The sequence below is a fragment of the Brevundimonas sp. Marseille-Q4549 genome (assembly GCF_976940555.1).
The window spans coordinates 2,169,422-2,190,285 of the sequence record NZ_CDRHXG010000001.1; the positions used below are offsets into that span (position 1 = coordinate 2,169,422).

Genomic DNA, 20,864 nt, shown 5'->3' on the forward strand with positions numbered 1-20,864 from the left:
AATGAACGCGCAGTTTTGCAAAAAGATGGGTCTGGTCGCCGCAGTCGCCCTGCTGCCGTCCTTGACGGCCTGCGCGGCGGCCTTCGCGCCCAAGGTCGACCAGACTTCGCCCCTGGCCCCGCGCATCGAAGCCCTGATCGCGGCGAACCGCCATTATCCCAGCTGGAGCGACTTCCCGGCCGCGCCCGACGCCTTGCCGCCGGCCAGCCGGATCGCCGCCAATGTCGCCGGCCTGGAAGGGCAGGGGACGGCCCTGTCAGGACAGGTCGCCGGAATCGACTGGACTTTGGGCGATCCCGAAGCCCTGGCGGCGGAAACCCGCGCCCGGGTCGGCGCCGTTCCTGTCTCGCCGGACGCCATCCAGAGCCAGGCCGATATCGACGCCTTCGCCCAATCCCTGCGCGACCGGGCCAAGGCGCCGCCGCCGATCGACCGCCGCCCCCCGCAATGAAACTCGCCGGGAAGCGAGAATCCCGGGACAATGCTCTGATGGCGGACGACGGCGGCGCAAAGACCCTGAACGCATTCCTGGGCGTGGCCCGCTCGCTGTCCGGTCGTGCCTGGGCGCAGCGTCCGGCCGACGCCGCGACGATTCGCGCCCATATGCAGACGCTGGGTCTGGAAGAACCGCTGGCGCGGGCGCTGGCCGCACGCGGGGTTGGGGCGGACCAGGGGGCGGATTTCCTGAGGCCGACCCTGCGCGGCCTGTTCCCCGACCCGTCCAGCTTCATGGACATGGACCGCGCCGCCGAGGCCATTCTGGACGCGCTTCAGGCAGGGGCGTCGATCCATGTCTTCGCCGACTATGACGTGGACGGGGCTTCCAGCGCGGCGCTGCTGGTGCGCTGGTTCCGCGCCATGGGGACAGAACTGCCCATCTATGTGCCCGACCGGCTGACCGAAGGCTATGGCCCCAGCGCAAGGGCTTTCGATACGCTGAAAGCAAGCGGCGCCGATCTGGTCGTGACGGTGGATTGCGGCGCGGCGGCCAACGAAGCTCTGGCCCACGCCGCCGCCATCGATCTGAACGTGGTCGTGATCGACCACCACCTGATGCGCGCCGAGCCGCCCAAGGCCCTTGCCGTCGTCAATCCGAACAGACCCGGCTGCAATTCCGGTCAGGGCAATCTGGCGGCGGCGGGCGTGGTGTTCGTGCTTCTGGCGGCCCTTAACCGCGAGGGGCGTCGGCGCGGCCTGTTCGCGGATCGGCCGGAGCCTGACATTCGCCAATGGCTGGATCTGGCGGCCCTGGGCGCCATCTGCGACGTGACGGGGCTGACCGGCTTCAACCGCGCCCTGACCGGCCTGGGCCTGAAGGTCATGAGCGACTGGAACAACCCCGGCCTGCGAGCCCTTCTGGCCGCAGCCGGGGGCGAGGTCGGTCCGGCCAAGAGCCATCACGCCGGCTTCATCCTGGGCCCCCGCATCAACGCGGGCGGACGCATCGGCCGCTCGGACCTGGGCGCCCGCCTTCTATCGACCGACGACCCGGCAGAAGCCGAGGCTCTGGCGCTTGAACTGGACGGGCTGAACCTGTCGCGCCGCGAGGTCGAACGCGCCGTCGCCGAATCCGCCGTCCGCAAGGTCGAGGCGACGGGCGCTCATGCCGACGATTCTGCCGTCGTGGTGGTCGCCGGCGAGGACTGGCATCCGGGCGTCGTCGGCATCGTGGCCGGGCGCCTGCGCGAACGCTGGCGCAAGCCTGTCGTCGTCATCGGCCTCGATCCCGTGACGGGTCTGGGCAAGGGTTCGGGGCGGTCTCAACCCGGCATGAACCTGGGCCGTGCGGTCCAGGCCGCCTGGGAGGCCGAGGTGCTGCTGGCCGGCGGCGGACACGCCATGGCGGCGGGCCTGGCGGTGGAGGCGAAGCGGATTCCCGAACTGACCGCCTTCCTGAACGCCCGCCTGGCCGACGAGCGCGCGCAGGCCGTGGCCCTGGACGCGTTGGAGATCGACGCCTTGATCGACCCCGCAGCGGCGACCCGCGCCCTTTTCGACGCGTTCGAACAGTTGGCCCCCTTCGGCCCGGCCAATCCCGAACCGATCTTCGCCCTGTCCGGCGTCCAGGCGCGAGAGCCTGTGCAGATGAACGGCGGCCATGTCCGTTGTCGTCTGGTCGGGCCGGACGGCGCTTCGGTGCGGGCCATCGCCTGGCGCTGCGCGGACCTGCTTGGCGGTCAGGCCCTGCTGTCGGGGCAGGGCGGGCTGAACGTCGCCGGCCGACTGAAGGCCGACGACTGGAACGGGCGTCGCGGCGTCCAGTTCGAGATTGAGGACGTCGCCGATCCGCGCATGGTCTGAGCGCCCGCGCCGCGATCCGTTCCCGGTCGAAAAAACTCCAAATCGCAGCTTGCGCCCCCGAAAGGGCACGGCTATATCGCCGGCTCTCCCGCGCAGCGGTCCCTTCGTCTATCGGTTAGGACGTCAGGTTTTCAACCTGAAAAGAGGGGTTCGATTCCCCTAGGGACTGCCAGCGCCGGAGGTTTCAGGTCGCGCCGACCGGCCCCTGACCGTTTTCCTCCCATTCCTGCCATACCGCCAGCCTGGTTGTCCCGGCGTCGCGTTTTGCGCGATCTGTCCCGATTTGGCGCAATTCTCCTTTCCATAATTTCGCGGAACAGTGTTAAACATACCTGCGAGTCCGTGGAGGAGCGGGCGGGGGTGCTTGTGTTGTCAGACTATTCGATAGAGGCGGTCGAAACCGTCCACGTCGTCGGACGAGTGAAGTGGTTCGATCCGACAAAGGGCTATGGCTTCATCGTCCCGGACGATCCGACCTTGACCGAATTGCGCGACGTGCTTCTGCACATTTCCAGCCTGCGCGACACCGGCCGCGAGACGGCGGACGAGGGCGCGCCCATCACCTGCCGCTGCGTCAAGCGCCCGAAGGGATGGCAGGCCATCGAGATTCTGGATCTGGGGCAGGGGGAGGGCGCCGGTCCCTCCAGTCGGTCGGAGGCCGTGTCCGCCCGACCGGTGTTCGACGACGACGTCCTGTTGGAACCGGCCATGGTCAAATGGTTCAATCGCGCCAAGGGCTACGGATTCGTCGTGCGTGACGGCCAGGCCGGGGATATCTTCGTCCATATCGAAACCCTGCGGCGCTGCGGTCTGGACGATCTCCTGCCCGGCGACCCGGTCCGGGTTCGGTTCGCCAGCGGTCCCAAGGGGCTGGTGGTGGCGGATATCAGAACGGGCGGCTGAAGGGCGCGCCCCAGGGAGGGGCGCATGACCCGCGCGACACGACGTTTTATTCTGGCCTGTATGGCCGCGTTGACCTTGGCGGGCTGTGCGGCCAAGGCGCCCGTGGGCTCCGACGGCCAACCGCTGGAACGTCTGGCCATCGTCACCGCCTCTGGCGAGCACGCCTTCTGGGTCGAGATCGCGGACGAGGAGCCCGAGCGTCAGCGCGGCCTGATGTTCAGACCGCCCCTGGCCGACGACCGGGGCATGCTGTTCCAGTGGCCCGGCGATCCCGCCGGTGAGAAGAGTTTCTGGATGCGCAACACGCCCAGTTCTCTGGACATCCTCTACATCAATCCGCAGGGCCGGATCGTCTCTATCGCCACCCACACGACACCCTTTTCCGAAGCGCCTATTCCCTCGAACGGCGCGGTGAACGGCGTGTTGGAGCTGCGCGCCGGCGTAGCCGATCAGATCGGCGCCAAGCCGGGCGATCGGGTTCTGCATCATTATTTCAAGCCTTGATTGCGGATCGCGGCTCGAAGTGGCAAGAGAGCGCTCCGTTCGGTCCGGGGTGTAGCGCAGCCTGGTAGCGCATCTGGTTTGGGACCAGAGGGTCGGAGGTTCGAATCCTCTCGCCCCGACCAATGGACGGCCGCTGGATTCCGTGTCCCGCGCGCGTTATGGCAGGTCCGCAGACCTGAGGATTGCTAAGGATTTCGCCATGCTCGCTCGCATCTACCGCCCGGCCAAGACCGCGATGCAGTCAGGCAAGGCCAAGAGCCGCGACTGGCGCCTGGAGTTCGAACCGGCCTCGGCCCGGACCCTCGATCCCCTGATGGGCTGGACCAGTTCCACGGACATGAACGGCCAGGTCCGCCTGTCCTTCGAAACCAAGGAAGAGGCGGTCGCCTACGCCGAACGCCACGGCATTCCTTTCCGCCTGCATGAGCCGAACGAACCGCCGCTCATCATCAAGGCCTACGCCGACAACTTCGCCACCAACCGCAAGCAACCCTGGACGCACTGACCGGCGATCACGGCGCCCTTAGCTCAACCGGATAGAGCACCCGCCTTCTAAGCGGGATGTTGCAGGTTCGAGTCCTGCAGGGCGCGCCAGATTTCATGACGCTCGGCCCCGGAGGTTCGATGTCATCCCCCCACGGCCCCTACATGATCGCCGCCCTCTATCGGTTCGCCGCCGTGGCGGATTGCGAGGCGGTCAGGGCGCGGCTTCAGGCGCTTTGCGAGGCGGGAGAGGTGAGGGGCACCCTGCTGGTGGCGCGCGAGGGCCTGAACGGGACCATCGCGGGGCCGCAGGCCGGCGTCGACGCGGTCGTAGCCGCCATCCGCGCCATGCCGGGCTTCGATGCGCTTGAGGTCAAATACGCCTGGGCGGACGCGCCGCCGTTCCTGAGGCTCAAGGTCCGCGTCAAGGCGGAGATCGTCACCATGGGCCAGCCGAATCTGGACCCGGCGACCAACGCCGGCGCCTATGTCTCGCCGGCCGATTGGAACGCCCTGATCGCCGATCCCGAAACCCTGGTGATCGATACGCGCAACACCTACGAGGGCCGGATCGGCGCTTTCGAAGGGGCGGTGCAGCCCGACACCGACAGGTTCCGCGACTTTCCCGACTGGTTCCGCACCGAAGGCCAGGCTCTGTTGGATGCTCGCCGACCGAAACGCGTCGCCATGTACTGCACGGGCGGCATCCGCTGCGAAAAATCGACGGCCTTTCTGAAAGCCGAAGGAATCGAGGCCGTTTACCATCTTCAGGGCGGCATCTTGAACTATCTTGAGACAGTGGATGAAGCCGACAGCCTATGGCGCGGCGAATGTTTCGTTTTCGATGAACGCGTGTCGGTCGGCCATGGCCTGAAACAAGGCGATCATAGCCTGTGCCGGGCCTGTCGCATGCCGACCGACGCCGCAGGTCGAGCGTCTGCGCATTACGTCGAAGGCGTCAGCTGCGATCACTGCTGGTCGGCGCGCGACGCAGAACAACGCGAACGCTACGCCGAACGTCAGCGCCAGGTCGAAATCGCGCACCAACGCGGTCTCACTCACATGGGGGGTACGGCAGGGCGACGATAGCTGTCGCTGATCTGAATGCTTGCGACCCGCCCGCAGTGACTTCCAAGAAAGACGGCTGGAGAGATTGACGCGTAATGCGCCAATCCGACCCTTGGTGGGCGAATACTTCGCGAACCGGAATCGCGCGGGGTTTGCGAACAAAGCGCGCGGATCCTGCCGACTAGCCAGAGCGGTCGATGGCGATGGTCGGTCGTCATGCATGCAGTATCCCTCAAGCCCCTGCAGCACAGCTAGTGGCGCGCTGCAGGATTGGTGAGTGGCCGGATTAGAGGGATGCCAGCCGGGCTATACACAGCTTAGCGAAGCGGGTGGCGATGCGAAAGATGGTCTAGCGCGGACTGTTTGGCGGTCCGGAGGACTGGCACACCAGAGTTGGGACCCTGTCGCGAGGTAAGATGCCGAAGGTACGATCAGCGCCGATTTCGTTGAAAAAGGCGGCTGCTGAGATCGCCGCCAGTAACGGACGCTGCGGCTTGCTCCCGCCTCACGCGGTCGCCGGCGTCGGCGGCGGGATCAGTTTGGCGAGTTTGCGCAGGTTCTGGGCGGTGGCGGCGAGGAGGAACTCGTCTTTGGCGCCGTTGGGGCCTCTCAGGCGCAGTCGATCCAGCTTGAGAATGCGCTTGAGGTGGGCGAACAGCATCTCGACCTTCTTCCGTTCGCGCCGGGAGACGACGTAGGCGTCGGTCCTGGCGATGTCGCGGGCGAAGTCCCGGGCGCCTTCGTGGATGGAGCGCGTGACCTTGCGCATCGGCGTGTTGGGGCAGCACCGGGGCTTGAGGGCGCAGGCCCGGCAGTCGGCCGTACTGGCGCGATAGCGCAGGGTGTCATCAGGCGGCGCTTGGGTCCGGGGCGTCGAGAAGACGCGCCGACCGTGGACCAGCGTCTTGCCCGCCGGGCAGCGGTAGAGGTCCTGAGCGTGGTCATAGGCGAAGTCGCTGCGCGAGAAGGTCCCGTCGATCCGCTGGGCCTTATCGATGACGGGGATGTGCGGCTCGATGCCCTGGTCGTGGACCAGCCAGTCCAGCATCTCGGCCGAGCCATAGGCGGTGTCCGCCGCCAGCCGGGCGGGCCACAGATCATGATGCTCGCGCGCACGCTCGATCATGGTGCGGGCCGCCGTCACCTCGGCCTGGCGCACCGCCGTGGACGGCTCGACATCGACGATGATCGCGTGATCCAGATCGATCAGATAGTTGGTCGCGTAGGCGAAGAAGGCCAGGCCCTTGTTGGCGCCGGTCCAGCGCGAGGCCGGATCGGCCGGTGAGATGAACTTGGGCGTCACCGGGGTCGCGCCGCCGAAGGCCGCGTCGTCCAGCACGGCCAGATACTCGTCGATGGCGCGGCTGGCGGCCTCGGGCGGCAAGCCTTGGTCGCCGGGCACGCAGCGCTGTCGGTTGGCGTCGGCCTTGATCAGGCTGGCGTCGACCGCGAAGCCTTCGCCGCCGACCAGACCCTCGGCCATGCAGCGCCGTAGCACCGTCTCGAAAAGCTCCCGCAACAGATCGCTGTCGCGGAAACGCCCATGGCGGTTCTTCGAAAAGGTCGAGTGGTCCGGCACGTCGCCGTCCAGGCCCAGCCGGCAGAACCAGCGATAGGCCAGGTTCAGGTGGACCTCCTCACACAGCCGCCGCTCCGAGCGGATGCCGAAGCAGTAGCCGACCAGCAGCATGCGGATCAGCAGTTCTGGATCGACCGAAGGCCGACCGATGGCGCTATAGAAGGGCGCCAGATGCGCCCGCAGCCCGTCCAGTTCCACGAAACGATCAATCGCCCGCAGCATGTGATCCGCCGGCACATGCCGCTCCAGCGAGAACGCGTAGAACAGGGCCGACTGATCGACCCGCCGCTCGCCCATCATCGCTGCACCTCCCGTCTCAACGACCAGAGTGAATCAGCGCGGCGCCCTCATGCCAATTGCCGAAGGCCGCCTTTTTCAACGAAATCGGCGCGTAGGCGACCCAACTCCCGCTTTCCAATCGTTCCTTCGACGTATGGCAAGCGGTCATGTTCGCTCGCCCTCAACGCTAACTCGAAGAGTATCGTTATGATTGAGGCGAGAGTAACAGCAGGCGCCGACGCCCTGTAACCGAGCATCGACTTGACGCAGTTGTCGGCATGGGGCTCGACGGCCTGTCAGTCGTCCGATTACCGGCGCATGAATCGGAAAAGCGCCGGGTCGAGGACGTCTGACATCGGCAGACCACGAGGGGGCGGCCCTCAGGCCGCCAGGGCTTCGTCGGCAGGGCCGAAGAACTCATAGTGGATGCGATCGGCGGACACCCCGATGGCGACCAGGTCGGAGACCAGGGCTCGCAAGAAGGGGCGGGGGCCGCACAAGTAGTAGTCGGCTTCTTTCACCGGTGTTTCCGAGGCCAGCCAGGCGCCTGAGATCCGTCCAGTTCGTTCGTGGTCGGCCAGGTTCGCGGCCTCCGGCACGCTTTCGTAGAAGACAGTGTTGCGGCTGGCAGGAATGGCCGCGGCGAGTCGGCGAACATGATCGCCCATGGCGTGGGAGGCGACATCGCGCGCGCCGTGAACATAGTGAACCCGGGCTTGTGGTTGTCGGGCCGCCAGCGCCTCCAGCATGGAAACCATGGGGGTCAGGCCGACGCCGCCGGACAGGAGCACGATGGGACGTTGCGGATCATCCGGCAGGAAGAAGTCGCCCGCCGGCGCGCCGACCTTGAGGATTCGGCCGGGGCGGGCGTTTTCGTGGAGCCAGGTCGAGGCGAGACCATGTGGCTCCCGCTTCACCGAGATCCGATAGGTCTCCCCGTTTGGTGCGGAGGAGATCGAATAGTTACGCTTGATCGGCGAATGCCCGGGTAGGTCAAGCCAGAACGTGAGGTATTGTCCAGGCTTGTGAGCCAGCACCGGGCCACCATCGACCGGCCGCAGGATGATGGAGGTGATGACCGTACTCTCGGGTTGAACTTCCGCCACCTCGAAGGCGCGCCAGCCGTTCCATCCGCCTTCGGCGGCGGCGAGATTCTCGTACAGGGCCGCCTCGCGTGTGATGAGGATGTTCGCGAGGAACCAGTAGGCCTCGCCCCAGGCGGTGAGAACGTCCTCGGTCGCAGCCTCGCCCAGGACGTGGCCGATGGCGCCCAGCAAGGCGCTGGCGACATGGGGGTAATGGTCTGGCATGATCTGCAGTCCGACATGCTTCTGCGCAATGCGTTCAACTGCGGCCGTCAGGGCGCCGAGATTGTCGATATTGGCGGCATAGGCGAGGATTGCGCCTGTGAGCGCGCGGGGCTGAGAGCCAGAATCCCCATGATGCGACTGATTGAAGAGATCGCGAATTTCCGGATTTTGGAACATCCGGGCGTACATCTCCCGGACAATGTCCAAGCCATGGGCCTGAAGGGCTGGAACTGTGGCTTTGACGATCGTGACCGTCCGCTCGCTGAGGGCTTGCGACATCAGTAGGTGTCCTCGGTAAACTGGAAACTGGAAAACGCGGTCGTTCAGGCCGCGGGATTGTTTGGCGGCGTGGCCAAGCCGGGTCAGATCGGTCGGACGCGCGCGGCGCTTCTTAGATGTCGACGCGCGTGAGGGGGCAGACGGTTCGGTGGAGACGGCGAGGCTTCAGGCCGCAGTCTTCCAGGTCGGCTCCAGCGCAGCGTGAGGCGGGCAGGGCGCCACGGCCTGGACCGGCAATCCCCCGAGTTCGTTGGCGTAGCCGTGGTTGACGTCCCGGTGGTGGGCCTCGTCGGCACGAACGACGAGGACAACGTCGCGCAGGGTCGCAGTGTCAGGAAGGTTCCAGTAGCGTTTGGCGATCTCTGGGGCCAGGACATTGGGCGAGCGCCCTTCGTCGATTTCGGCGAGGTAGTGGGTGTAGCTGATCACGGCTTCTTCCTCGAAATAGCCGACCACCCGGTGGGCCGTCTTGTTGGACACGAGATAGAGACCAAAGAAGAAGAGGTAGAAGACCCACTGGACCGAGACGATGACGAACCGCTCGAACAGCGTCGGTTTCGAGATCTCGATGAAAGTCATCAGGTGCATGCGTTCGTTTTCGGCCTCGTCCATCAGGGTCTTGATCCAGCCCCGATCGTCGCACATCCGACGCAGGCAGCTCAGATGGTTGATGGTGGCGCCCACCATGCCCGGCACAGCCGCGACCGTTTCCAGCACGACAGCGCGATGTCCGTATCGCTTGGCGAAGAAGGTATCCGCACAGAAGCGGAGCAGCTTGGTGAAGCCGAAGGCGACGCGGTCCGACAACCCTTTGGGTTGATGGTGGACGGAGAGATCGACGAGTGGGGCGCTCATGGCCTTGGTCCTTGAAACCGGGGAGTCCCGGGCCGGTTCGTCCGGCGAAAGAGGATGAGGCCGATGTAGAAGAGGCGGGCTGAACGCGGTATCCGGGTCTTGACCCTAGGGGGAATTCCGGAGGCGCGGCCCATTGGTGAACAAGGCTAGAAAGCGGACGATGCGCGTCTTTCATTCGTCTTCTCCTCTTGTGAGGCCCTCTTCGCCTTGGCTAGCAGTCGCCACGGTTCTGGTACTGATCCTCATGGGCGCTTGGGCGCGAGCAGGCCTGCCGTCCCTCTTCGACGCCCGGCTGTCCTTTCTGGTCTTTGTGCCGGCCGTGGTGGCGGGCTCAGCCCTGGGCGGCGTCTGGCCCGGCGCCCTGGCCGCCGGCCTGGGCGTCGCGACGGGACTGCTTCTGGGCGACGCTCAGCCGCAGGTGGCGGAGGCCGCGCTATTCCTTGTCGTCGCGGGCGCCGTGACCTGGGGCGGCGAGTGGTTCCAACGGGTTCTGAAGGAGCTTTCCTCCCGTGAGACCCATCTACGGTTGATCCTGGACACCGTGCCCGACGCCATGATTCTCATCGACGAGAAGGGGGCCATGCGAGCCTTCAGCCCCACTGCAGAACGGCTATTCGGCTGGACTGCGGCCGAAGCCATCGGGCAGAATGTCAGCCTGTTGATGCCCGCACCTCATCGCGAAGCGCACGACAGCTATCTTGAACGCTATTATCGAACCGGAGAACGCCGGATTGTCGGCGTAGGGCGCGTCGTGGTCGGTCGTCGCAAGGATGGGTCCGACTTCCCTCTGGAACTCGCAGTCGGGGAGATGCGGACCAAGGAGGGGCGTTTCTTCACCGGGTTTGTGCGGGATCTGACGGAACGCCAACAGGCTGAGGCCAGGATGCAGGAGCTTCAGGCAGACCTGATCCGGGTGTCGCGTCTGACGGCCCTCGGCGAAATGGCGTCAGCGCTCGCCCATGAGCTGAACCAGCCGTTGACCGCGATCACCAACTACCTGAAGGGCGCGGGGCGACTGCTTCGCTTGGAGAATGCGTCGGTCGATCGCGTCTCCGACGCCGTGGACCGGGCGGCTGACCAGGCGCTGCGCGCCGGCGTGATCATCCGGCGCCTGCGAGAGTTCGTCGCCCGGGGCGAGACTGAAAGGCGGATCGAGAACCTGCACTCGCTCATCGAGGAGGCCAGCGCCCTGGCGCTGGTCGGGGCGCGGGAGCACGGCGTTCAGGTGCGGTTCGCCCTCGATCCGTCCGCTGACCTCGTCATCGTTGACAGGGTTCAAATCCAGCAGGTCCTGCTCAACCTGATCCGAAACGCCATGGACGCCATGCAGGACGGCGGGACACGGGACCTGGCCATATCCGCCTCGACGCTGGATGAGGATCATGTCCAGGTCACGGTTTCCGATACGGGGGCGGGGATTGATCCCGATGTGGCGGTCCAGTTGTTCCAGCCCTTCATCACGACGAAGCGGGCCGGCATGGGGGTTGGGCTTTCGATATCGCGGACCATAATGGAAGCCCATGGCGGGCGCCTGTGGTTCGAGGCCAACGCCGCTGGAGGCGCGGATTTTCACTTCACGCTACATCGCGCCCGACTTGAGGAAGAGCTCGCATGACAAACGCTCCGATCATGCACGTCATCGACGACGACGCCGCTGTGAGAGATTCGATCGCCTTCCTCCTGAGTACAGCCGGATTATGCGTGCAAACCCACGAGTCCGCCGTCGCCTTTCTCGCCGTGAAAGACCGACATCCCGGATGCATCATCACCGATGTGCGCATGCCTGACATGACCGGGATAGAGCTGGCACGCCGATTACAGGCGGACGGTTCGGGGGAACCTGTGATCGTCATCACTGGCCATGCCGACATGCCGCTGGCTGTGGAGGCGTTGCGCGCAGGCGTGGTGGATTTCATCGAAAAGCCGTTCGACGACGAATTGCTGTTGGCTTCGATCCAGCGTGCGGCGGATCGAGCGGGCGAAACGGCGTCGGCAGAAGCCGAGAAGCGGATGCTGGTGGCGCGTCTCGACGCCCTGTCAGGACGGGAACGCGACGTGCTCGCAGGATTGGTTCAGGGCCACGCCAACAAGGTCATCGCCTATGATCTCGAGATCAGCGCGCGGACCGTGGAAGTCTATCGCGCCAACCTCATGGCCAAGATGCAGGCTGGAAGCTTGTCCGAACTCTTGCGGATGTACCTCACGGTTCATCCCTAATCGGACGCCTAACTAAAGCGGTTTCAGCGCTGTTGATGGGTTTTTGGATATCTCTAGCGCAGGCAGTACTGGGCCAAGGCTGAACGTGTCCTCTGGGGCGAAAGCGGTCCTGAGGTTGCCGACGGCCGGACGTCCGCTTTCGGGCCGCCAGGCAATGTCCGTTCATGGCGGATTTCGTTGAAAAAGGCGGCCTTCGGCAATTGGCATGAGGGCGCCGCGCTGATTCACTCTGGTCGTTGAGACGGGAGGTGCAGCGATGATGGGCGAGCGGCGGGTCGATCAGTCGGCCCTGTTCTACGCGTTCTCGCTGGAGCGGCATGTGCCGGCGGATCACATGCTGCGGGCGATTGATCGTTTCGTGGAACTGGACGGGCTGCGGGCGCATCTGGCGCCCTTCTATAGCGCCATCGGTCGGCCTTCGGTCGATCCAGAACTGCTGATCCGCATGCTGCTGGTCGGCTACTGCTTCGGCATCCGCTCGGAGCGGCGGCTGTGTGAGGAGGTCCACCTGAACCTGGCCTATCGCTGGTTCTGCCGGCTGGGCCTGGACGGCGACGTGCCGGACCACTCGACCTTTTCGAAGAACCGCCATGGGCGTTTCCGCGACAGCGATCTGTTGCGGGAGCTTTTCGAGACGGTGCTACGGCGCTGCATGGCCGAGGGTCTGGTCGGCGGCGAAGGCTTCGCGGTCGACGCCAGCCTGATCAAGGCCGACGCCAACCGACAGCGCTGCGTGCCCGGCGACCAAGGCTTGCCGCCCGAGGCCGCCAGCCGCGCCATCGACGAGTATCTGGCCGTGCTGGACGACGCGGCCTTCGGCGGCGCGACCCCGGTGACGCCCAAGTTCATCTCACCGGCCGATCCGGCCTCGCGCTGGACCGGCGCCAACAAGGGCCTGGCCTTCTTCGCCTACGCGACCAACTATCTGATCGATCTGGATCACGCGATCATCGTCGATGTCGAGCCGTCCACGGCGGTGCGCCAGGCCGAGGTGACGGCGGCCCGCACCATGATCGAGCGTGCGCGCGAGCATCATGATCTGTGGCCCGCCCGGCTGGCGGCGGACACCGCCTATGGCTCGGCCGAGATGCTGGACTGGCTGGTCCACGACCAGGGCATCGAGCCGCACATCCCCGTCATCGATAAGGCCCAGCGGATCGACGGGACCTTCTCGCGCAGCGACTTCGCCTATGACCACGCTCAGGACCTCTACCGCTGCCCGGCGGGCAAGACGCTGGTCCACGGTCGGCGCGTCTTCTCGACGCCCCGGACCCAAGCGCCGCCTGATGACACCCTGCGCTATCGCGCCAGTACGGCCGACTGCCGGGCCTGCGCCCTCAAGCCCCGGTGCTGCCCCAACACGCCGATGCGCAAGGTCACGCGCTCCATCCACGAAGGCGCCCGGGACTTCGCCCGCGACATCGCCAGGACCGACGCCTACGTCGTCTCCCGGCGCGAACGGAAGAAGGTCGAGATGCTGTTCGCCCACCTCAAGCGCATTCTCAAGCTGGATCGACTGCGCCTGAGAGGCCCCAACGGCGCCAAAGACGAGTTCCTCCTCGCCGCCACCGCCCAGAACCTGCGCAAACTCGCCAAACTGATCCCGCCGCCGACGCCGGCGACCGCGTGAGGCGGGAGCAAGCCGCAGCGTCCGTTACTGGCGGCGATCTCAGCAGCCGCCTTTTTCAACGAAATCCGCCATCAGCAGACATTGGGTGGCGTCCGCAAACTGGACACGTCGCGCTCGCTGCTCGAGACCAATGGCGGACGTTCAAGTTACCTTAGCCAGACGCTCGGACATGGCCCCTCTTACCTTGGATGGCCTGCTTGCGGGGGTAAGCGTCACATCGGGATGGTCTGAGCGCCGTGCATGGGTCTCATGAAAATTCTGGGATCAACGCCCCCGAGATCCCGTCAAGTTCGCCCTTTGACCAACCGGGGCAGAAGTCCCAAATCAAAGACCGAGATGAGCCATTGTCAGGAGGTTCTTAGGATGAGCGAAACAACCAGCCCGAGGCCGGCCTCACCGTTCGACGGTCAGGCGTTCGACGTCGAAAACGCACTGTTGATGTACGCCGTGAGCTACGCGACCATGCCTGCGGAAGGAATCTATGAGGCGGAAGCCCTCGAGCCACTCCTTCCGCAGATCAAGGATTGTCACATCTATTTGGTCGGCCTGACGCCCGTCGTGCGCACCGAGGCCGTGGTTGTGGAAGGCGGCGACATGGTCACCAGTCACTCCGTCAACGGCGCCATCCATGACCTGAGGTGGCCCATCCCTCCCGGCATCGAGCTCAAGGGCGATGCCGACCAAGGTTGGTGGGGTGAAGATGCGGGAGGACGACGGTGCTTCCCGGATGACACGACGATCGCTCTGCGGATCCGACAGGCAGCGGGAGTCGACTTCAAGGTCCTCTACATTGGGCAGGCGTTCGGTGAGGATGGATCCCGCAATGCCTTGGACCGCCTTCGCAAGCACGAGACACTCCAGAAGATTGCCCTGAAGGGTGTCCCCGAGGGCTATCGCCTGACGCTGCTGATGCTGGCGATCCAGCCGGGTAACAGCACCATCACTGTCTTCAATCCCCGCGCCGCCGACCGTACCCAGGGACAGGAGCGGATTCGGAACGGTCTGGACAAGCTGTTCGGCACAGACGAGGCGGAGCGGACGACGCTCTACGAAGCGGCGCTGATCCGCTATTTCCAGCCTCATTTCAACACCGTCTTCAAGAACAGTTTTCCGTCGACCAACCTGAAGGTTCTGGCGGACTGTTATGACAAGGACTTCGCCGCGGTGATCGCAGAGATTTCAATCGACGAGCTGCCTTGGACGCTATTCAGCGACGCCGCGCCCCACCGTCTGAACCACATCGCCAAATTCGACCTGCATGACGACAAGGCCCGGCGAATGTTCTTCACCTGAATCAGGGCCTACCTCGCCGATCGCGGCTCCGCCAGGGCTCGGCCGCGGGCGGACTGGCAGCCAATGGCGGCCGACCCTCTTGGCCCGAAGGCGTGAACCTGCCTACGCTCGGGCCATGCGCCTACTGCCCACCGAGCTAGCGTCAGATCACGCAATGCGAAGGTATTAAAAGCGCCAATAGCGGTCGTAGGGACCCTCCGATAAACGCGATATTTGTTGCGCAGCAGGCGGGCCGCCTTTTGATGCGGTGCTGACTTCACCGACGTGAGCGGACACACGCGATGGTGGCGAAAAGACGCGCGCCTCACTAAAGTGGTCTGAGGGGAGCGAAACATGAAACTGGTGTTCGGACTCGGGGCTGACGGTCGCATCTGGCCGGAAACGGCGGAAGCCGCAGGCGATCTGGATGACGCCGTCGTCGGGCCGCACGGCCTTGTCGGCCTGATCGAATCCCAGCTCGGCCTCGGGGGACCGACCATCTCCCACCCCTCGCGCGTCGCCGCCTGGCTCAGCAAGATGCGGGCCGCCGGCTCCGGTCGCTTCTGGGCCCAGTCCTTCGACAAGGACCCTTGGTCCACCGCCGAGACTCTGTTGGACTGGCGCGACGCCCTCGTGGACGGGGGCTGGACGGGTCAGCGCGTCGGCGCGGCCCGGATCGACGATCTGGCCGATGCCGGTCATGCCGGCGCGCCGTTGCCGCCCAGCCTGGCGGACCGGCTCGCGCTCGCCGCCCTCAGCGTCGCCGACCGGCCCGGCCTGCGCATCGCCTCGCTCGCTCTGATCGAGCCTCGCGATCTGGCGCCTCCGGCCATCGCGCGTCTGCTCGATGCGTTGGAGGCGGCCGGGGTGGAGATCAATCCGCCCTCCGCCCCGACGCTCGCCGCCGCGGGATCGGACCTGCGCCGCGTTCAGGACGCCTTGGCCGGGGGTGGGCGGGACGCGCTCACCGGCGACGGCTCGCTTGTGGTGATCCAGTCAGACACCGCCGTCATGGCCGCCGAGACCGTGGCGGACTGGCTGGCGTCGGGGCCCGCCGACGCCGTGATCCTTGCGCCCGACGGCGACACCGCTCTGCTGGACCGAGCGCTCAAGGCCCGGGGTCTTCCGGCGCTCGGTCTGTCCGGAGCCTCGCCTTGGCGGGGCGCCTTGCAGGTCCTGCCCTTGGCGTTCGCGACGGCATGGCGGCCCTTCGACGCCCGCGCCCTCCTCGACCTGATGACGCTTCCGCGTCCGCCCATCTCCCGGTGGGCCGCCCGCCGCCTCGCGAGGACCCTGGCGGAACACCCCGGCACGGGCGGCGCCGCCTGGCTCGAGACCTGGGCGGGTCTCGAAGCGCGGCTTCTCGAGCTGAATGCGGCGGAGGAAGACCCCGAGGGGAAGACCGACCAGACACTAGCGCAGTGGCGCGCCTGGACACAGGTCGGCCTTCACGATCGGGCCGTCGGCATGCCGCTTGACGCCGTGCGCGAGATCGCAGGGCGCGTGGCCGCCTGGGCCATCCGGATCGACGCCGCCGGACAAGATCCCCTGCTGCTCGGCGTCGCCTCGGCGGCGGGAGCCCTCGTCGACGCCGCCACGCGCCTGGAGTCTCCGGTCATCCCCGCCCTGCTTCTGGAGCGAATGATCGGTCAGGTCTTGGCGGACGGCGTTTCCAATCCCGCCCACATCGCTGAGGCCGGTGCCCTGCGCGCCGTTCGGGTGCCCGGAGCGCTGTGGAGATCCGCGCCCCGGGTGATCTGGTGGGGTTTCGCCGGACCGGGCGAGAGGGTCGCGCCCGAGCGATGGGACCGGGCGGAGCGGGTCGCGCTCGCGACGGCCGGCGTGACCGTGGAAACGTCTGCGGCCGCCTCGGCGCGTGTCGGCGCCGGCTACGCCCGCGTGGTGATGAACGCGGCTGAGCAGATGCTGCTGGTGCGGCCGGCCCTCGCGGGCGGCGAGCCCACGACCGCGCACCCGCTCGCCCACCAGCTTCGCCCTCTCCTCCAGGGCGCGGCGGACGGCGTGTTCTTCCGGGCCGAACGTCTGTTGGCGGAGCCCGTGGCGGATCTGGCGCGGCGCTCCATCTCCCGCACCCCTGTCGCTACGGTCGATCCGCCCGCAGGCGCGCCGCGATGGACGGTCGCCGCCGACCTGTCGGCCGTGCTCGACAGCCGCGTGGAAAGCGCAACCTCCCTGGACCGGCTGTTCAACTGCCAGATGGGATGGTTCGCCCAGGACGTCCTCGGTCTGCGCCGCGGTCGCCATGCTCAATTGCCGGAGACGAGCCAACTATTCGGGGCTCTGGCCCACGAGATCGCGCGTCGGCTGCTGCCTGCCGGTCCGCCGCCGCCCTGGGCCGAGGTTCGCGCCAGCGCCCTGGCCCTGTTCGATGAACTCCTGCCCGCTATGGCCGCACCATTGGCGCGGCCCGAACACGCCGGCGAGCTCGCCGCCGCGCGGGAACAGGTGCCCGCGGCGATGGAGGCGCTGGTGCGACTGTTGCACGAGCGAGGGCTCGAGGTGGTGGGCGCGGAGTTGTCGCGCGAGGGCCGTTTCGGCGATCTGCCGCTCACCGGACGCATCGATCTGATGGTCCGCCGCGGCGCCGAGGTCGCCGTGCTCGACCTGAAGTGGACACGGTCCGACCGCCGCTACGTCTCGATGGTCGCAGACGGCGTCGCGGTGCAGCTCGCCGTCTATCACGCTCTCGCCCGGACCGACGGCGTTGTGGCGCCCGGCGGCTATTTCCTGCTGCGGCAGCGGCGTGTCGTCGCCAGCGCGGGATCCTTCCTGACCGGCGACCCGGTCGAGGCTGTTCGTCCCGACGACGACACCCTGCGGATCGTATCGCAGGATTGGGCGGCTTGGACGGCGCTCGCCCGCAATGGTGTTCTGGTCGCCGCCGGCCTGCAGGGTTCCGCGACGGACCGGCCCGACGACCTCGGTTTCGCGGCGCCGGCGGAGCCTTGCCGCTACTGCGACCTCACCGGCCTGTGCCGCATCAATGTGGAGGCGCTGTGATGGCCCGACTTACCGCCGTCACGGCCTCCGCCGGCGCGGGAAAGACCACGCGCATCGTCGGCGACATCGCCGCCGAGGTGGCCATCCGGCCACCCGAGGAGATCGTCGCCACGACCTTCACCATCAAGGCGGCGGATGAACTCGTCGAGCGCGCGCGGGCGCGCCTGTTCGGCGACGGGCGGACGGACGCGGCCGCCCGGCTGCTCGGCGCCCGGTTCGGGACGGTCAACGCCGTCTGCGGCCAGATCGTTTCGGAGTTTGCGCTCGATCTTGGACGGTCTCCCTCCACCGCCGTCATCGGCGCCGAGAACGAGTCCCTGATCTTCTCGATGGCGGCGGATCGCGCCATCGCCGCCCATGCGGCGGTCCTCAACGACCTGGCCGATCGCTTCGGCTACAATGACCCGCGACCGCCGACGGGCGCAGAAGGACCGGACTGGCGCCGGACGGTTCGCCGGATCGTCGACCTGGCGCGCGCCAACGGTCTGGACGCGGACGGCGTCCGCGTCTCCGCCGACCGCTCGATCGCTTCCTGTCGCTCGCTGCCGCCGGCCGCGGCGTCGGACGGCGACGCGCTCGACACAGCCCTGAGCGACGCCCTCTCGGCCGTCATGGCGGCGCGACCCTCCGGGCTGAGCGCGAAGGCGCAAAGGCCGATGGAAGTCGTCCGGGCGGCGCATCAGCGTCTCGCCCGCGGCGAGAGCCTGTCGTGGCCGACCTGGGCCAGGCTGGCCAAGGCGGAATGCGCGCCAACCAAGGACGGACCCGCCTTCGCTTCGGCCATGACGGCTCTGGCCGCCGCGGCTGGACGGCATGCGGATCATCCCCGTCTTCGCGGGGACATCGAAACTTTCATCCGCGCCACCTTCGACTGCGCGGCCGAAGCGCTCACCGCCTACCAGGACTGGAAGGCCCAGCGGGGCCTGCTGGACTTCACCGATCAGGAGGCGCTGGCGCTCGAGGTTCTGCGTGATCCGGCGATGGCCGCCCGGCTGAGAGAGCGGATCAGCCGGGTGTTCGTCGACGAGTTCCAGGATTCCAGCCCGCTTCAGCTGGCGGTGTTCACGGCGCTCGCGGGTCTGGTCGAGGAAAGCACCTGGGTCGGCGATCCCAAACAGGCCATCTACGGCTTCCGAGGCGCCGACACGGATCTGACGCAGGCCGCGTTCGCCGGCGCCGCCTCGCAGGGAGAGGCGGCGGACGTGCTGGCCACCTCCTGGCGCAGCCGTCAGGGCATCATTGACCTGTCGAACGCCCTGTTCACGCCGGCCTTCGACCGCATGGGATTGCCGGCGGCCAATCACGCCTTCGCCGGGACCAACCGCTCCGAGACCGGTTTTGACCGGGCCGCTTTGGGCTGGTGGACCCTGACCGGCAAGGTCGATGAGCAGGCTCAGGCGCTCGCCGCGCAGGTCGTCGCCTGCCTCGATGACGGCGGTGAATGGTTGGTGGAGGACCGGTCGGGCGAGCACCACCCGCTCTCGATCGGTGACATCGCCGTGCTCTGCCGCACCAACACCGACGTGGCCCGCTACGCCCGGGCGCTCAGCCAGGCCGGCCTGCCGGTGGCGGTGGAGCGTGGGGGGCTCGCGCGAACGCCCCATGTCGAACTGGTTCTCGCGGCCTGCCGCTGGGTCGCCGACGCTTCTGATCGCCTCGCCCTGGCCGAGCTGGCCCGGTTCTTCTCGGACGATCCGGAATCGGACGCCTGGCTCGGTGCCGCGACCGAGGCCGACGCCGAATCCGCCCTGTCCGACCTCGTGCCGGTCGCCGAGGCGCTCGCCGTGCTGCGTACGGACACACTCGCCCTCACGCCTGCGGAACTGGTCGACGCGGTGACCGCCCTTCCGGAGGTGATGGCGCGCATTGAGCGCTGGGGCGACACCTCGATCCGGTTCGACGACCTTGAAGCCCTGCGGGGGTTCGCGCGAACCTATGAGACAGAGTGCGTCTCGTCCGGCGCGCCCGCGACGCTTCCCGGCCTGATCCTCGCGCTCGACGGCGCCGATCCCAAGCGCCCGCCCAGCCTCGCGGCCGACGCCGTCCAGGTGATGACCTATCACGGCGCCAAGGGCCTCGAATGGCCGATGACGGTTCTCGTCGGACTCGGCTGGGAGCCCAAGGCCCGCCTGTTCGAGCCCGCGGCGGAAGTGGATGGTGAGATGGATTGGCGGGACCCGCTGGCCAATCGCTGGATCCGGTTCTGGCCATGGCCTTACGATTCCGCGGGCGGGGGCAGCGCCCTGGAGGCGGCGGCGGCCGGGTCCGCGTTCGGCCAGGCCGCCTGGCGACGCGCCGTGCAGGAAGACACGCGCCTGCTCTACGTCGGCGTCACGCGAGCCAGGGACTATCTGATCTTCGCCGCGCCGCCGAAACGCCCTGCGTGGCTGGCGGTGCTGGACGCAGCCGACGCGCCGCCCCACGTCACACCGCCGGCCGTGGAAGACAATCTGATCGGCGTCGGCGACGCGACCTTCCTGGCCGATGTGCGTGTGCTGGCGGCGGACGAGAGCGCAGCGCCACGGTATCCGCAGGCGCCTCACGTGACCGCGCGCGTCGCTGCGGCGCCGCCTGCGTCTCCCCTGTTCGTCAAGCCCAGCGGCGCGAGCGGCGGCGGCTGGCGCGTGGCCGAACGGGTGGATCTCGGACCAAGGCTCGGGATCGATGGGGTGACCGACATGGCGGCCCTGGGCGAAGCCCTGCACGCCATCCTGGCTTACGACGATCCGACGCGGGACGGTGCCCGGCGTCTCGCCGATGCGGACGCCATCCTGCGGCGCTGGTCGGTGGCCGGGCTGTCCGCGACAGACGCCGTGGAGGCGTCCACCCGTCTTCGCGCCTGGCTGGCAGAGCGGTGGCCCGACGGCGCGATCCTCAGCGAAAGCCCGATCCGCGCCCGCGTCGGCGATCAGATCGTCCAAGGGCGGATCGATCTGCTGGTCCGGCACGCTTCGGGCGTCGCTCTCGTGGACCACAAGAGCTTCCCAGGGGCGTTCGACCGGTGGGATGAACACGCGCTGGGACACGCCCCCCAGTTGGGACTCTACGCCGACGCGGTGACCGCGGCCTCGTCGGACGCCTGCGACGCCCTGTTCATCCATATGCCCGTGGTCGGCGCGATCCTGAGGCTGGAAAGGGACAGCGAAGCGACGTGAGAGCGCGG

15 protein-coding genes and 3 tRNA genes are annotated in these 20,864 nt (G+C 67.1%); 15 read left to right on the top strand and 3 right to left on the bottom strand.

All coding sequences use genetic code 11. The features are described from left to right. Position 1 precedes the first annotated feature (1 nt). The 9 genes from ACWPV3_RS10640 (at position 2) to trhO (ending at position 5,280) form a co-directional block, all read left to right on the top strand. On the top strand, positions 2 to 451 hold the full coding sequence (locus ACWPV3_RS10640; RefSeq protein WP_453977846.1) for a hypothetical protein: 450 nt from the start codon (positions 2 to 4) through the stop codon (positions 449 to 451). Between the two features lie 38 nt (positions 452 to 489). Beyond that, positions 490 to 2,301, top strand: a complete 1,812-nt coding sequence (gene recJ / locus ACWPV3_RS10645; protein ID WP_453977847.1) for a single-stranded-DNA-specific exonuclease RecJ — start codon at positions 490 to 492, stop codon at positions 2,299 to 2,301. Positions 2,302 to 2,398: 97 nt separating this feature from the next. Then, a tRNA-Glu gene (locus ACWPV3_RS10650) sits at positions 2,399 to 2,473 on the top strand. 197 nt (positions 2,474 to 2,670) lie between these two features. Then, the gene (locus ACWPV3_RS10655) at positions 2,671 to 3,204 is read left to right on the top strand and encodes a cold-shock protein (RefSeq protein WP_313453810.1); all 534 of its coding nucleotides are present in this window, start codon (positions 2,671 to 2,673) and stop codon (positions 3,202 to 3,204) included. 24 nt (positions 3,205 to 3,228) lie between these two features. Beyond that, positions 3,229 to 3,708, top strand: coding sequence for a DUF192 domain-containing protein (locus ACWPV3_RS10660; protein WP_453977848.1), 480 nt, complete (start codon positions 3,229 to 3,231; stop codon positions 3,706 to 3,708). A gap of 45 nt (positions 3,709 to 3,753) precedes the next feature. Continuing rightward, positions 3,754 to 3,830: transfer RNA gene (locus tag ACWPV3_RS10665), tRNA-Pro, on the top strand. A gap of 77 nt (positions 3,831 to 3,907) precedes the next feature. Beyond that, entirely contained in the window at positions 3,908 to 4,213 is a 306-nt protein-coding gene (locus tag ACWPV3_RS10670) for an ETC complex I subunit (protein WP_292087870.1), read from the top strand. A gap of 12 nt (positions 4,214 to 4,225) precedes the next feature. After that, a tRNA-Arg gene (locus ACWPV3_RS10675) sits at positions 4,226 to 4,302 on the top strand. A gap of 30 nt (positions 4,303 to 4,332) precedes the next feature. Continuing rightward, positions 4,333 to 5,280: an oxygen-dependent tRNA uridine(34) hydroxylase TrhO gene (trhO, locus tag ACWPV3_RS10680; protein WP_453977849.1), complete on the top strand. Its 948-nt coding sequence runs from the start codon at positions 4,333 to 4,335 to the stop codon at positions 5,278 to 5,280. 484 nt (positions 5,281 to 5,764) lie between these two features. Here trhO and ACWPV3_RS10685 read toward each other — a convergent pair whose 3' ends face one another. The 3 genes from ACWPV3_RS10685 to ACWPV3_RS10695 form a co-directional block, all read right to left on the bottom strand. Further along, positions 5,765 to 7,138: a transposase gene (locus ACWPV3_RS10685; RefSeq protein WP_207823814.1), complete on the bottom strand. Its 1,374-nt coding sequence runs from the start codon at positions 7,136 to 7,138 to the stop codon at positions 5,765 to 5,767. Between the two features lie 359 nt (positions 7,139 to 7,497). Next, entirely contained in the window at positions 7,498 to 8,706 is a 1,209-nt protein-coding gene (gene hmpA / locus ACWPV3_RS10690) for an NO-inducible flavohemoprotein (protein WP_184273611.1), read from the bottom strand. A 165-nt stretch (positions 8,707 to 8,871) separates the two neighbouring features. Continuing rightward, entirely contained in the window at positions 8,872 to 9,561 is a 690-nt protein-coding gene (locus ACWPV3_RS10695) for an alternative oxidase (protein WP_178827013.1), read from the bottom strand. A 418-nt stretch (positions 9,562 to 9,979) separates the two neighbouring features. Between ACWPV3_RS10695 and ACWPV3_RS10700 the strand changes: the two genes are divergently transcribed. The 6 genes from ACWPV3_RS10700 to ACWPV3_RS10725 all read left to right on the top strand — a co-directional run bounded on the left by ACWPV3_RS10700 (position 9,980) and on the right by ACWPV3_RS10725 (position 20,856). Then, a complete protein-coding gene (locus ACWPV3_RS10700; protein WP_453977850.1) occupies positions 9,980 to 11,176 on the top strand; it encodes a PAS domain-containing sensor histidine kinase in 1,197 nt (398 codons plus the stop codon). A 14-nt stretch (positions 11,177 to 11,190) separates the two neighbouring features. Beyond that, on the top strand, positions 11,191 to 11,778 hold the full coding sequence (fixJ, locus tag ACWPV3_RS10705) for a response regulator FixJ (RefSeq protein WP_312063163.1): 588 nt from the start codon (positions 11,191 to 11,193) through the stop codon (positions 11,776 to 11,778). Positions 11,779 to 12,034: 256 nt separating this feature from the next. Beyond that, a complete protein-coding gene (locus ACWPV3_RS10710; protein ID WP_207823814.1) occupies positions 12,035 to 13,408 on the top strand; it encodes a transposase in 1,374 nt (457 codons plus the stop codon). Between the two features lie 363 nt (positions 13,409 to 13,771). After that, entirely contained in the window at positions 13,772 to 14,701 is a 930-nt protein-coding gene (locus tag ACWPV3_RS10715) for a hypothetical protein (RefSeq protein ID WP_201097341.1), read from the top strand. Between the two features lie 333 nt (positions 14,702 to 15,034). Then, positions 15,035 to 17,701, top strand: a complete 2,667-nt coding sequence (locus ACWPV3_RS10720) for a PD-(D/E)XK nuclease family protein (protein WP_453977851.1) — start codon at positions 15,035 to 15,037, stop codon at positions 17,699 to 17,701. Further along, positions 17,701 to 20,856 carry a UvrD-helicase domain-containing protein gene (locus tag ACWPV3_RS10725; protein ID WP_453977852.1) on the top strand — a complete coding sequence of 1,052 codons (3,156 nt, stop codon included), beginning with the start codon at positions 17,701 to 17,703 and terminating at the stop codon, positions 20,854 to 20,856. Before ACWPV3_RS10720 ends, ACWPV3_RS10725 begins: the two co-directional genes overlap by 1 nt. Positions 20,857 to 20,864: the final 8 nt, after the last annotated feature.